The organism is Lysinibacillus alkalisoli (genome assembly GCF_014643595.1).
Lineage (GTDB): Bacteria > Bacillota > Bacilli > Bacillales_A > Planococcaceae > Metalysinibacillus > Metalysinibacillus alkalisoli.
The window spans coordinates 59087-72611 of sequence record NZ_BMJT01000002.1; the positions used below are offsets into that span (position 1 = coordinate 59087).

The window sequence follows — 13525 nt, forward strand, 5'->3', positions numbered from 1 at the left end:
GGCAAAAATTTGGAGGTAATTTTTCATGTCGAACAATGTTTCACCTGTAGGGTATCCTTGGTCAGCTTTTGAGGGACCTAACCTTGGTTACGTTATGGACAAGTATGATCAATATCTACAGGCACCAGAAGAAGTGGAACCAGAATTAGTAGCGCTTTTTGAACAATATGGTGCGCCGACATTTACAGATGGCTCAGCACCAGTACAGACAGCAACAAATACAGCACCAGCAAACTTTGAAAAAATTTTAGCAGCCGTACGTCTAGCAGAAGAGATCCGTCTGCATGGTCACTTAGCAGCCGATATTTACCCACTTAAAGACCGTAAGCTAGATTTTTCTCATATCGACCCTAAAAAGTTTGGTTTAACAGATGCGGACTTAGTAGCTTTGCCAGCAACTTTATTCTTCCAAAATGTTCCTGCAAACGTTACCAATGGTAAACAAGCTATTGATTACTTGCGTTCAATTTATACTAACCATATTGCTTATGAGTATGGGCATGTTGTAATTGATGAAGAGCGCGAATGGTTACAAGCAAAAATTGAATCAGGTGCACTGAATACACCATTAACTACAGATGAAAAGAAAGCTATATTAAATCGCTTAACACGCGTTGAAGGTTTCGAAAAATTTATCCATAAGACATTTGTAGGGCAAAAACGCTTCTCAATTGAAGGCTTAGATACATTAGTCATTTTGATTGATGAATTAAATCGTCTATCTCAAGAAGCGAAAATGAACTCGTTACAAATTGGCATGGCGCACCGTGGACGACTTAACGTGTTAACGCATGTCTTGCAAAAACCATATGATATGATGTTTGCTGACTTTGCACATGTTTCTAATGAGTATTTCTTACCAACAGACGGCTCATTAAAAATTACAAAAGGTTGGACAAATGACGTTAAATATCACATGGGTGCTACGAAAATTGTATCATCTGACTACACAGTTAAACTAGCTTACAACCCTTCTCACTTAGAAGTAGCAAGTCCTGTTGTAACAGGTCAAACACGTGCAGCACAAGAAGTGACAACAGTCGCGGGTGAACCACAGCATGACGCTTCTAAAGCAATGGCTATTTTAGTTCATGGTGATGCGGCATTCCCAGGTCAAGGTATTGTGACAGAAACATTAAACTTTGCTAAAACAGAAGGCTTTTCAACAGGTGGTTCTGTACACGTAATTTCTAATAATATGATTGGCTTTACAACTGAAACATACGATTCACGTTCTTCTGTTTATTCTTCTGACCCAGCGAAAGGATATGAAGTACCAGTAATTCATGTGAATGCGGATGTGCCAGAGGCTGTTGTTCAAGTGGCTCGCTTTGCATTTGAATATCGTCAAAAATTTGGCAAAGACGTGTTGATTGATTTAATTGGCTACCGTCGCTATGGTCATAACGAAACAGACGATCCAACAGTGACAAACCCAGAAACATATAAAATTGTTCCTAAACACCCAACAGTGCGTGTGCTTTATGGTGAGCAGTTAGCATCTGAAGGTGTAGTAACAGCAGAGTCTGTTGAGCAATTAGATAAAGAGATTTATGCAGAGATGCAAGCTTCTTATGATCATGTTAAAGAAGTAGGTAAAACTAAAGAACCGATTGCTATTGAGATGCCAGAAGCGGTTGAACAAGGCTATCCAACAGTTGATACGACTACATCTCTTGATAATTTAAAACAAATTAATGAAGAATTATTAAATTGGCCACAAGGTTTTGAGCCACAAAATAAATTATCTCGTATTTTGAAAAAACGTGAAGAAGCGTTTGAAACAGGTAAAATTGACTGGGGCCATGCAGAAACATTAGCATTTGCTACAATTACGCAAGACGGAAATGCTGTTCGCTTCTCAGGTCAAGATGCACAACGTGGTACGTTCTCTCAACGCCACTTAGTCATCCATGACAAAAACAATGGTGAAGAGTATACACCACTTCGTCATATTTCAGATGCTAAAGCATCGTTTGCTGTTTATAATTCACCATTAACAGAAGCTGGTGTTGTAGGTTATGAGTACGGTTATAACATGGAAAATGATACAACATTAGCGATTTGGGAAGCACAATTTGGTGACTTCGCTAATATGGCACAAGTGATGTTTGATAACTTTATTTCATCAAGTCGAGCAAAATGGGGTCAAAAATCAGGTCTAGTGATGTTATTGCCACATGGTTATGAAGGACAAGGCCCAGAGCACTCATCAAGTCGTGTCGAACGTTTCTTACAGCTTTCGGCAGAAAATAACTGGACAGTAGCCAATTGTTCAACAGCAGGTAACTACTACCATTTATTACGACGTCAAGCAAAAATGTTAGGTACAGAAGGTGTGCGCCCATTAGTTGTTGTATCGCCAAAATATTTATTGCGTCATCCTTTAGCAGCAGCAACAAAAGAGCAACTAGCAGAAGGTACTTTCCAAACGGTTATTGAACAACCAGGATTAGGTGCAAATCCAGAAAAAGTAGAACGCATTTTATTTGCAAGTGGTAAAGTAGCTATTGATTTAGCGGATCGCATTAAAGACGGAGAAGGTTTCGATCACCTACACATTGTACGTGTCGAACAATTGTATCCATTCCCACAACAAAAAATAGCTGATATTATTGCACGTTTCCCTAACGCTAAGGAATTGGTATGGGTACAAGAAGAGCCGAAAAACCAAGGATCATACTTATATGCAACACCGTATATGTATGAATTAGCAGAAGGTAAAAAACTGCAGTATGTTGGCCGTAAAGCAATGTCATCAACAGCAGAAGGCGATATGGATGCGCATAAAGCTGAGCAAGCTCGTTTAATTGAAGAAGCAGTAGCAGCAAAGTAAAATAAGGTCAGGCTAGAGCCTGTTTATGAAACAGGTTTTAGTTTCACTATAAATTTTGGTATGTGTTTTTGAAATCAAAGGAGGAAATGAAAGTGGCTGAAATTAAAGTCCCTGAGTTAGCAGAATCGATTACAGAAGGTACAATTGCCCAGTGGGTTAAAAAAGTTGGAGACCGTGTTGAAAAAGGTGAATTTATCGTTGAGTTAGAAACAGATAAAGTAAACGCTGAAATCATTTCTGAAGAAGAAGGTGTGTTAACACAAATTCTTGCAGAAGAAGGCGACACTGTATTAGTTGGTCAAACCATCGCAGTAGTTGAAGCAGGCGAAGGTACAGCGCCAGCGCCAAAAGCAGAGGAAGTAAAAGAAGCACCAAAGACAGAAACACCAAAAGCGGAGGCAGCACCAGCACCTGTAGAAGAAGTTTCAGGTGAGCGTGTAGTAGCTTCACCAGCAGCACGTAAGTTAGCACGTGAAAAAGGTATCGATTTAGCAGCTATCTCTCCAGTAGACCCACAAGGACGTGTGCGTGTACAAGATGTAGCAGCTCATGGTTCTAAGCCAGCACCACAAGCTGTAACACCAGCACCAGTGGCAACGAGTGGTCCAATGGTATTTACACCAGCAGGCCAGTCAGATCGTGTAACTGTAGAAAAAATGACGCGTCGTCGTCAAACGATTGCTAAGCGTTTATTAGAAGTTAAACAATCAACAGCAATGTTAACAACATTTAACGAAATTGATATGACAAACATTATGGCTTTACGTAAACGCAAACAAGAACAATTTGTTAAAGAGAATGATATTAAATTAGGTTTCATGTCAATCTTTACAAAAGCAGTTGTTGCAGCGCTTAAGAAATATCCATATGTTAACGCACAAATTGCTGGTGATGAGATTCACTTAAATAACTTCTATGACGTAGGTATTGCTGTATCAACAGAAGAAGGTTTAGTAGTGCCAGTAATTCGTGATGCAGACCGCAAAAACTTTGCACAAATCGAGCGAGATATTAAAGATTTAGCAGGTAAAGCACGTGATAAAAAACTAGGTCTAAACGACATGGCAGGCGGCTCATTCACGATTACAAATGGCGGCGTATTTGGCTCATTAATGTCCACACCAATCATGAATGGCACACAGCCAGGTATTCTTGGTATGCACTCTATCGTTCAGCGTCCAATCGCTGTAAATGGTGAGATTGAAATCCGTCCTATGATGTATGTAGCCCTTTCTTACGACCACCGTATTATTGACGGTAAAGATTCCGTAAGCTTCCTGAAGATGGTGAAAGACTTAATCGAAAATCCAGAAGATTTATTGTTAAATTCATAAATAAGAGAAGAGCATCGCCGACAAAATCGGTGATGCTTTTTTTAAAATAGTGAATGTTGAATGATAACTAATAATAAAACAATAGTGTTAATCACGAGTAAACTAAGTGCCGTATACAAACGTACATCAGCAGGGTAACGTGTGTGATATTCATATGTAAAAAATGTAGCCAAGGCTAGTAATAATAAATTGAACCATTGCCATGTTTGCCAAGTAAAACGTTGAAAAGGAAGTTTGTCATACAAATTCATATATAATTGGCAACTCGCAAAAAGAATAGTTAAAAAAAGTATTAAGAAAAAATGATTTTTCTTACCCACATCTTCACCTCCTTATCATTACTATTGTCTTTTTATCGGTCAAATAAACGTATAAAAATACATTTTTATAAAAAAGTTGTTGACAGTACTACTATAGTTCGATAAGATTACAACTAATCAAATAAATAAATACCTCATATTTTATGAGGTAGAGGCGCGATATTTATTAGTTCTTTGTTGAGGAGAAGCAAACGATGACGCAAAGAAGAAGGAAATGTCGCCGAAGTGTGTAAGAAGCTAGTACTTGCATGCTGGGTCTGTAATGAATAATTACAGGACTGTCTTAACATCATTGTTAAGTTGAGCTATCTGAGATGATAAAATATGTGGATTTGGGCAATTGTAAAGATACGACCTAAGTTTACGCTTAGGTCGTTTTTATTTTACAATAGAAGGAGAGAATAACATGAAGAAAAGTTTGCTATTATTTATTATCGCAATATTCGCAACAATGGCACTAGTAGCTTGTAGTAAAGGTGATGGTCAAGGCGATGCAACGGATGGTGGAGATAAAGCAGGTAAAAAAGAGGAGTTCCGTGTAGGTATGGAAGCGGGCTATCCTCCTTACAACTGGACACAGCCAAACGATGATAACGGTGCTATAAAAATTGCAGGTAGCCAAGAGTACGCAGGTGGCTATGATATTACTTTTGCTAAAAAGGTAGCAGAAGGTTTAGGAAAAGAATTAGTTATTGTCAAAATGGAGTGGGATGGTTTAGTACCTGCTTTACAGTCTAATAAAATCGACGCTATTATGGCGGGTATGTCCCCAACAAAAGAACGTAAAGAAACGATTGATTTCTCTGATATTTATTATCAATCAGACTTTGTGATGGTCGTGCGTAAAGATAATACATTTGTAAAATATGAAGATGGTACAGATTTTATTGAGACCGGTTCTATTCAAGATTTTAAAGGTGCTAAAGTAACAGGGCAGTTAAATACATCTCACTATGATGTTATTGATCAAATTACAGGTGTTGAAAAACAAACAGCTATGGACAATTTCCCTTCTATGCGCAATGCATTAATGTCAGGCAAAATTGATGGTTATGTATCTGAGCGTCCAGAAGGTATTTCAGCATCGCAAGCATTAACAGACTTCACTTATGTTGTGTTTGATAAAGGATTTGAAGCAGACCCGACAGAATCATCTATTGCTGTTGGCCTACGCAAGGATGATAGTAATAAAGACAAAATTAATGAGATTTTAAAAGGCATTTCAGAAGAAGAACGTCAACAAATCATGGAAGAGGCAATTCAGCAACAGCCAGCAGCTCAATAAATGGGCGATTTACTACAAGGGGCGTCGTTGCGCCCCTAATTTTAATTTTAGCGATGAGCAGGAGGGAAAACATGAGTCTAGAATGGATGTTTTCAATTGTAGAGAATAACTGGCATTTATTTTTACGTGCCATGGGCATCACGCTGCTAATCGCAATCGTTGGTACGATTGTCGGTGCGGTAATCGGTTTTATTATTGGGATTATTGATACGATACCGAAAAAACAAACCGTAAAAAATTATATTTTACGTGTCATTAATTTTATTTTAACGTGTTATGTTGAGTTTTTCCGTGGCACACCGATGATGGTACAAGCGATGATCGTTTATTTTGGATTAGATCTTGCATTTGGTATTGACTTAAATATTTTAACAGCAGGGATATTGGTCGTATCTCTTAACACAGGTGCTTATATGGCAGAGATTGTGCGCGGTGGTATTATTGCGATTGAGAAAGGGCAATATGAGGCAGCACAAGCTGTTGGGATGACTCATTTTCAAACAATGGTATACGTTGTATTACCACAAGTTTGGCGCAACAGCTTACCAGCGACGGGCAATCAACTCGTGATGAATATTAAAGATACTGCTGTGTTAAGTGTAATTGGCGTTAATGAGTTGTTTTTCCAAGCAAAGTCAATATCAGGCGCTAACTTCCGCTACTTTGAAACTTTCTTTATTGCGAGCATATTGTATTTAATTATGACATTCACAGCAACACGTTTACTACGTTACATGGCAAAGCGCTTAGATGGGCCTCAAGCTTATGATAAGAAGGAGGTTTTATAATGGATACAGTGATTGATATTAAACATCTTAGTAAGTCATTTGGTAATAATGAGGTACTAAAAGATGTGAATTTTCATGTGAATAAAGGAGAAGTAGTTTGTCTAATTGGTTCTTCAGGCTCGGGTAAGTCAACATTATTACGCTGTGTAAACTTATTAGAGACGCCAAATGGTGGGGAGATCATATACAAAGGTAAAGATATTTTACAAGAGATGAAAAATATTGAAGCATATCGCACTCATTTAGGTATGGTGTTTCAGCAATTTAACTTATTTAATAATTTAAATGTATTAGAGAATTGTATTTTAGGTCAGATTAAAGTGTTAAAGCGCTCAAAAGAGGAAGCGATAAAAACAGCAACAACTTATTTGCAAACAGTAGGTATGGAAGCATATGTTAATGCAAGACCTAATCAGCTATCAGGCGGGCAAAAGCAACGTGTAGCCATTGCAAGGGCTTTGTCCATGAACCCAGATGTCATGTTATTTGATGAGCCAACATCTGCGCTTGACCCAGAAATGGTAGGCGAAGTATTAAAAGTAATGCGTCAATTAGCAGACGAAGGGAATACAATGTTAATTGTTACGCATGAGATGCAATTTGCTAGAGAAGTATCAGATCGCATTGTTTTTATGGATAAAGGCGTTATTGTGGAACAAGGGACACCAGAACAAGTTTTAACAGCACCGCAACATGAACGTACAAAAGTGTTCTTACAACGGACTACAAGTTAGAAAAAAGGGTATTGCTTATAGGAGAGCAATACCTTTTTTATGCTCTTATTATACAAAATGAAATGAGGTAGAGGATGACACAAGAACAAACATATCAATTGATTGCCATCATATTATATATGGCATTACTACTTTACATTGGGTGGTATGCTTATCGGCGTACAGCAAGCCTAACCGATTATATGTTAGGTGGACGTTCACTTGGTCCATTAACTACAGCATTAAGCGCAGGCGCGGCAGATATGTCGGGGTGGTTATTAATGGCATTACCAGGTGCCATTTATTTAACAGGTTTAGCAGAAGCATGGATGGCCATAGGCTTACTGATGGGTGCTTACATGAACTGGCTGATTGTGGCTCCTCGTTTACGTGCTTATACTGCTGTTAATAACACGATTACGATTCCAAGCTTTTTAGAGAATCGCCTTGGCGATACAAGTCGATTGCTTCGTATTTTTTCTAGTATTATTATATTAGTATTTTTTACATTCTACGTTTCCTCAGGTATGGTATCAGGAGGTAAATTTTTTGAGAGTTCTTTTTCATTAAATTATCATTATGGTTTGTTAATTGTGGCAGCCGTTGTCGTCGCCTATACGCTATTTGGTGGCTTCTTAGCAGTAAGTTATACAGATGTTGTGCAAGGGCTGATTATGTTCTTATCTCTTATTTTAGTGCCAATTGTAGGATTAACATTAACAGGTGGGATAAGCGAAACGATCGAAACAATTCGCCAAGCAGATGCTACACATTTAAGTTTAGTGAAAGGTGTGACTTTTTTAGGGGTGATTTCGTCTTTGGCCTGGGGATTAGGTTATTTTGGTCAGCCTCATATTATCGTTCGTTTTATGGCCATTAAAACGATTAAAGAAACAAAACGTGCACGCCTCATTGGCATGAGTTGGATGTTTCTTAGTTTAGTGGGTGCAGCTGCAACAGCATTAGTAGGCTATGCTTATTTTTTACAGCAAGGCGAAACATTAGCTGATCATGAAACTATTTTTATTGTGTTAGGGCAGATTTTATTCCATCCAATTATTTCAGGTGTGATTTTAGCCGCTGTGTTATCTGCTGTAATGAGCACAATTTCCTCACAGTTAATCGTCACTTCCTCTGCCTTGATTGAAGACTTATATAAAGTATTTGATAAAAAGGCGCACGATGAGAAACATTATGTATTGTTAGGACGTTTAGCCGTTTTAACGGTATCAATTGTTGCTATTTTATTAGCTTGGCCGAATAATGAATCTATTTTGGAGTTAGTATCATTTGCTTGGGCGGGATTTGGTAGTGCTTTTGGTCCTGTTATTTTATTAAGTTTATATTGGCGTAAAATTACAGCTAAAGGAGCAATGGCAGGTATGGTGACAGGAGCGATTGTCTCGTTTATTTGGGGTAGTATGGAGGTGCTAAAAAGCACAATTTACGAGATTGTACCGGGGTTTGCTTTAGGTATGGTTATTACTGTTATTGTCAGTCTAATCACCTATGAAAAAAATGAAGCCATCGATGCAGATTTTACAGAGATGAAACGTCACATCAAAGCTGCTAAAAAATAAAAGATAACACCAACTCCCTGTTTTGCGTTATGATAATAACATCATATAAAATAGGCAGTGATGATGATGAATGAGTATAAAACAATGATGGAAGAGATTGTGCAAATCCAACATCAATCAAAACAATTTTTACAATTGTTAACAGCAGATGAAGTATTACCAGCTAGTCAATTGACATTGTTAGTCCAACTAGCAGTAAATGGAGGCATGAAAGTAACAGAAATTGCTGATTTTGTTGGTGTTACACCTGGTGCAGTTACAGCAATCTGTGATAAATTAGAAAAACAGTCGCTCGTGATGCGTGCACGTGACCAGCAAGATCGTCGTGTCGTCAAGATTCGGCTAACAGATGAAGGATATTTATTAGTCGAATCATTGTTTCACAAGTTTTCGACAGATAAAATCGAGCATATTACTACAACGCTCAAGCAAGTAAATCAACTTATGCAAACGATTACAAATTACGATAATTGATAATGATAAGAAGAGTCGCTAATTGGCGACTCTTCTTTTTTGTGATAAAAAGCTTGAATAAATACTTTAAATAATATATATTTTAGTTATTAAAATATATAGGAGATGAAGTAAATGGTTAATACTAAACACATAAGCCAAGTTGTAATACAAGGGCATAAAACCTATCAGCATGATGTCGCAATTGAGCAACTGAAAAGTACAGGTAGTTGTTTTATTAAAGGAGATTTACAAGCAGTAAACGTGATAAGTAGAGGGGTATTGAAGGCGCAAGATATCAAGGTACAACAAATAGAAAGTGATGGTTTGATTAAAGCTCATAAGCTTGAGACCACAGTGTTAAAACATCGTGGAAATTTACATATTCAACAAATTGAAGCTAAGCACTTTACCTTATTATTGAGTGGTACAAGTGCTATACAAACTTTACAAGCGGAAATAATTCATATTAAACCTATGTGGACATTATTCAAGCAGTGTCATTGTAATGCAATAATAGGACAAGAAGTAATACTTGAGGCTGTGAAAGCAAATACAGTACATGCAGATGTAATACGTATTGGAGCAAAGTGTAAAATTGATAAAGTGTACTACAAAAAAAGTTATCATATTCATCCTATGGCGAAAGTGGGTGAAGTTATTGAAGTATATTAAAGTACCCATTGCACTCATACTGACGTTGATTTTTACAGTGTTATATATTGGGATGATAGTATGTGCCATTTTGGCGGTCATAGCTGGTGTGATACGTACACTAGGCTTTACTGAAGTATCAATGGCGTATGTGCCAGTTGCATTAAGCGTACCATTTGGTATTGTATTGAGTGGTTTGTTTATTTGGTTCGCTTATTTGAGTAAAAAGGTATTACGCTGGTGTAAAGCTCAGTTTTTTTGGCAAACATCACTAACAGATTAATGTAAAATAAGAATGCTGCTTATGTTCATCCTATACTAAGTAATGAATGGTATTACCTTCTTTTATAATCATTTTGATTTAATGGATAAAATTGTTATGATAAAAGAGATAGTAAGAGGAGGGTAGCCAGATGGGAGAATTTATTTTACTGATTATTATTTTTACAGTAATCAATTCATTTGTGTTATATGCTATAATACGAAATGCGATTAATAATTCAACAACATTGCAACAAATCGAAGCTAAGGTAGAAGTATTAACCAAACAACTCAATAATCAATAATATAAAAAGCACACATGAAAACGATTAAATTCATGTGTGCTTTTTTATATGGTTATAAGAGTAATTAATATTTATTGATACGTAATATGTTATGCATGCGAAAACCAAAGAATCCCGCAAAAATACCAAGTAAAATATCTTTCGGTAGAGGCCCAAGCATCCAAGCCCAAGCCATCCAGTAATTAAAACCAGTAGGAGCATCAAACCAAAATAGATAGGCAATATACATCCAATTTGTTCCTATAATGTAAGTGATAATAGTACCAATGAGAGAAGCTGTGACATAGCGTTTAATGCTAGCTTTTTTTTCTGTCATTTTTCCAATAATATAAGCAATTAAAATAAAGACAATAATAAAGCCGAATGTTGGCGATAGCACAGTAGAAAACCCACCTTTAAATTGTGCAAAAACAGGTGCTCCTGCCAAACCGACTAATGTGTAAACGAGCATAGCAATGGCTCCTTTACGCGCACCTAACAATAAACCAGCTAATGTAGCAAAAAAAGATTGTAATGTAATAGGGACGCCACCTATAACCATAAAAGGTGCGAATGCAGTAATATTTGCTCCAATCATCATCAATGTGGAAAATACACCACAATAAACGAGATCGAGAGTAGTAAATTTAGTCGATTTGGTTGGTTGATTGACAGATGTTGACATCGAATTCCTCCTTTAATTATGCGTATAGCATTAATTGTAGAGAAATAAATCATTTGAGTCAACTTTAATTTTATTATAGTTAACATAAATTATGTCACTTACGAGAGTTCCATTCAGATAAAATGATAAAAAATATAATAAGAGCAAATGCAATAATAAAAAACCATACAGGTACACCGCTAAACCCACCTAATAAAATCAAGAACTTCACCTCCAGCTCTCCACAAATGTTGTAAAATGAGCTAAACTAATAATAACTTATGTGTTAGGAGAGAAATAAATATGTTACATTTAAATTGGAAAGACGCACCAACTATTCGTACAGTCACTTGTACACATACAGATGCAGCTAAATACTTAGTATCTAATGTATTAACTGTCGGTAAAACGTATGAAGTCAAAAATGAGACAGAAGAGTTTATTTTTGTTATTGACAATACAGGTCATATTGGTGGCTATTATAAAACATACTTTGCTTAAGTATAACAAAAAGAGGCTGGGACATAACGTGATTTTGATGCAAAATATCAAATTCAAGTGACAACTTTCTTGGCTAAATGAATCAATTGATATAATTGAAAGCAAAAAAATGTGAGACGATTTTCAAAATCGCCTCACATTTTTTATTATTTTACTAAAGAACGCATATGTTGTTCGACTTCCTGTTTTTGTACTGTTGTTTCATGTTGTAATTGTAATGTTTCTTCAACTTGTTGTAACAACTCATTTTGTGTGCTTTTTAATGCTTTTACACTTGGTATGGCATTCGTATGCGACTGCATTGCCTCATTTGCTTGTGCCATACGTTGCTGTAAGCGCTTATGTTGTTTTTCACGCTGTAGATTAATTAACATACTCATTTGGCTTTTCCAAAGAGGGACTGTTGTCATAATCGACATTTGAATTTTTTCAGCAAGTTGCTGATTAGCTTGCTGAATCATCCGAATTTGTGGTGCAGCTTGAATGGTCAGCTCACGTGCGATTTGCAAATCATAAAGACGTTTTTCTAAGCTTTCTAGCTGCGCTTTGGCATCTTCATAATGTTGAGGTGCAAAACCTGTTGGATTTTCGCGAGCTTCTTGTTCAAAAGCAGGTAACACATTGCGTTCAAAGTCGAGCATTTTCATTTCACCAGCTGCAATATGCGTATTTAAGTCATGATAGTAGGATTGATTGACAGTAAATAACTGCTCTAATGTGTCAATATCCTCAAGCAGTTGCTTTTTGGCATGTTGTAATTGAATATCAATACGGTCAATTTGCACATTAATGCGTTCATAATTCATAATGAGTTGTGGAGATAAGCTTTTACGTTTAAATAGTTTGCGTAAAAAACCTGTTTCTTCCTCATCAAAATCACTTGGGTCTACAGCACGAATCGTTGTGATTAAATTTTGTAATGTGCCACCAATACGTGAGACATCACTTTTCTTCATTTGAAAAAGCAATCGATCCGAAAATTGCGAGATAGCTAATTGTGTACGCTTGCCAAATTGTAGGACAGTATTATAATCTTTTAAATTGAGTTCACCAGCAAGTTTTAAAGCGAGCCCTTGTTCTTCAGGTGTTAATAGTTCATAGGTGTTTGTCATTGATCATCGCCTCGCCATTCCAACTCTTTTTTTCGTTTTTGTTGTGAATGTTTAGCAAAGTCAATTTCTAAATGTAATGTCTCAATATCGCTAGCAATAGTTTGTTTTAAATCAAGTTTTAAGAGTTCAGTTAAGTCATTTAATGTCTCTCTTGTATCTGCTAATGCAATGGTTAACTCGCTATCTTTTACAGGTTGGCGAGATAGCAAGCTATATTTTTCTGTTAATGTTACCGCAGAGTCTAAATGCGCATAAAAGAATGACTCAGCTGCGAAAAATTTAGCTGGCTCTGCACGTACTAATTTCACAATATTTTTTGATACGCGCGCGATTTCGTGTAATTGTTTAAAGGAATTCATAGAGCGAACTTGTAAATAGTATTTGTTGAGCACTGCGATTTTTTGATTGGCAATTTTTAATTGTTCATCAACATGTTTAAACTCAACACGTGTTAACCCTGAGTGACGACGTTTACGGAACTTTTGAATACTGCGCATAGTTAAGTTTGTAATGCCATAAATCCCGGCAAATACAGGTATCACAAACCAACCTGATAATGTGAATGTCGACAATGCACCACCTGTTAAGACACTAGCACTAAAAATATTTATAAAATGGCGAAGGAAGCCTTGACCAATGGATAACATAATAAAACCCCTCCTTATATCTCTACTTTATTATACGGTAATTTGACTAAAAAGTTTCGATTTATGTTTATAAAACAGAAACTTCACAAGAAA

15 protein-coding genes and 1 riboswitch are annotated in these 13525 nt (G+C 36.6%); of the genes, 11 read left to right on the forward strand and 4 right to left on the reverse strand.

What is annotated here, in order from left to right; all coding sequences use genetic code 11:
* Positions 1-25 precede the first annotated feature (25 nt).
* Together IEW44_RS02720 and odhB are read left to right on the forward strand one after the other, a co-directional pair.
* Complete coding sequence (locus IEW44_RS02720; RefSeq protein ID WP_188613492.1) at positions 26-2836, forward strand: 2-oxoglutarate dehydrogenase E1 component; 2811 nt, start codon at positions 26-28, stop codon at positions 2834-2836.
* A 92-nt stretch (positions 2837-2928) separates the two neighbouring features.
* Positions 2929-4170 carry a 2-oxoglutarate dehydrogenase complex dihydrolipoyllysine-residue succinyltransferase gene (gene odhB, locus IEW44_RS02725; RefSeq protein WP_188613493.1) on the forward strand — a complete coding sequence of 414 codons (1242 nt, stop codon included), beginning with the start codon at positions 2929-2931 and terminating at the stop codon, positions 4168-4170.
* A 41-nt stretch (positions 4171-4211) separates the two neighbouring features.
* Here the strand turns inward: odhB and IEW44_RS02730 are convergent, their stop codons facing one another.
* Positions 4212-4490: a hypothetical protein gene (locus tag IEW44_RS02730; RefSeq protein WP_188613494.1), complete on the reverse strand. Its 279-nt coding sequence runs from the start codon at positions 4488-4490 to the stop codon at positions 4212-4214.
* 141 nt (positions 4491-4631) lie between these two features.
* A riboswitch (Lysine riboswitch) is annotated at positions 4632-4806 on the forward strand.
* 90 nt (positions 4807-4896) lie between these two features.
* Here IEW44_RS02730 and IEW44_RS02735 point away from each other — a divergent pair.
* The 8 genes from IEW44_RS02735 (at position 4897) to IEW44_RS02770 (ending at position 10529) form a co-directional block, all read left to right on the forward strand.
* Entirely contained in the window at positions 4897-5775 is an 879-nt protein-coding gene (locus IEW44_RS02735) for a transporter substrate-binding domain-containing protein (RefSeq protein WP_188613495.1), read from the forward strand.
* Between the two features lie 71 nt (positions 5776-5846).
* Positions 5847-6563, forward strand: a complete 717-nt coding sequence (locus tag IEW44_RS02740) for an amino acid ABC transporter permease (RefSeq protein WP_188613496.1) — start codon at positions 5847-5849, stop codon at positions 6561-6563.
* The gene (locus IEW44_RS02745) at positions 6563-7297 is read left to right on the forward strand and encodes an amino acid ABC transporter ATP-binding protein (RefSeq protein WP_308421624.1); all 735 of its coding nucleotides are present in this window, start codon (positions 6563-6565) and stop codon (positions 7295-7297) included. The genes IEW44_RS02740 and IEW44_RS02745 overlap by 1 nt, the downstream gene beginning before the upstream one ends.
* Before the next feature lie 74 nt (positions 7298-7371).
* A complete protein-coding gene (putP, locus tag IEW44_RS02750) occupies positions 7372-8856 on the forward strand; it encodes a sodium/proline symporter PutP (protein WP_188613497.1) in 1485 nt (494 codons plus the stop codon).
* Positions 8857-8922: 66 nt separating this feature from the next.
* Complete coding sequence (locus IEW44_RS02755; RefSeq protein ID WP_229704138.1) at positions 8923-9330, forward strand: MarR family winged helix-turn-helix transcriptional regulator; 408 nt, start codon at positions 8923-8925, stop codon at positions 9328-9330.
* 114 nt (positions 9331-9444) lie between these two features.
* The gene (locus IEW44_RS02760) at positions 9445-9984 is read left to right on the forward strand and encodes a hypothetical protein (protein WP_188613499.1); all 540 of its coding nucleotides are present in this window, start codon (positions 9445-9447) and stop codon (positions 9982-9984) included.
* Positions 9971-10246: a hypothetical protein gene (locus IEW44_RS02765; RefSeq protein ID WP_188613500.1), complete on the forward strand. Its 276-nt coding sequence runs from the start codon at positions 9971-9973 to the stop codon at positions 10244-10246. The genes IEW44_RS02760 and IEW44_RS02765 overlap by 14 nt, the downstream gene beginning before the upstream one ends.
* A gap of 130 nt (positions 10247-10376) precedes the next feature.
* Positions 10377-10529: a hypothetical protein gene (locus tag IEW44_RS02770; protein WP_188613501.1), complete on the forward strand. Its 153-nt coding sequence runs from the start codon at positions 10377-10379 to the stop codon at positions 10527-10529.
* Positions 10530-10593: 64 nt separating this feature from the next.
* Here the strand turns inward: IEW44_RS02770 and IEW44_RS02775 are convergent, their stop codons facing one another.
* Positions 10594-11193 carry a biotin transporter BioY gene (locus IEW44_RS02775; protein ID WP_188613502.1) on the reverse strand — a complete coding sequence of 200 codons (600 nt, stop codon included), beginning with the start codon at positions 11191-11193 and terminating at the stop codon, positions 10594-10596.
* 282 nt (positions 11194-11475) lie between these two features.
* On the opposite strand from IEW44_RS02775, the gene IEW44_RS02780 reads away from it, so the two are divergent.
* Entirely contained in the window at positions 11476-11673 is a 198-nt protein-coding gene (locus IEW44_RS02780; RefSeq protein ID WP_188613503.1) for a DUF6501 family protein, read from the forward strand.
* Between the two features lie 146 nt (positions 11674-11819).
* On the opposite strand, the gene IEW44_RS02785 is transcribed toward IEW44_RS02780, so the two are convergent.
* Positions 11820-12785, reverse strand: a complete 966-nt coding sequence (locus IEW44_RS02785; RefSeq protein ID WP_188613504.1) for a toxic anion resistance protein — start codon at positions 12783-12785, stop codon at positions 11820-11822.
* Positions 12782-13432 (reverse strand): 5-bromo-4-chloroindolyl phosphate hydrolysis family protein, encoded by a 651-nt coding sequence (locus IEW44_RS02790; protein WP_188613505.1) that lies wholly within the window; start codon positions 13430-13432, stop codon positions 12782-12784. Before IEW44_RS02790 ends, IEW44_RS02785 begins: the two co-directional genes overlap by 4 nt.
* Positions 13433-13525 lie beyond the last annotated feature (93 nt).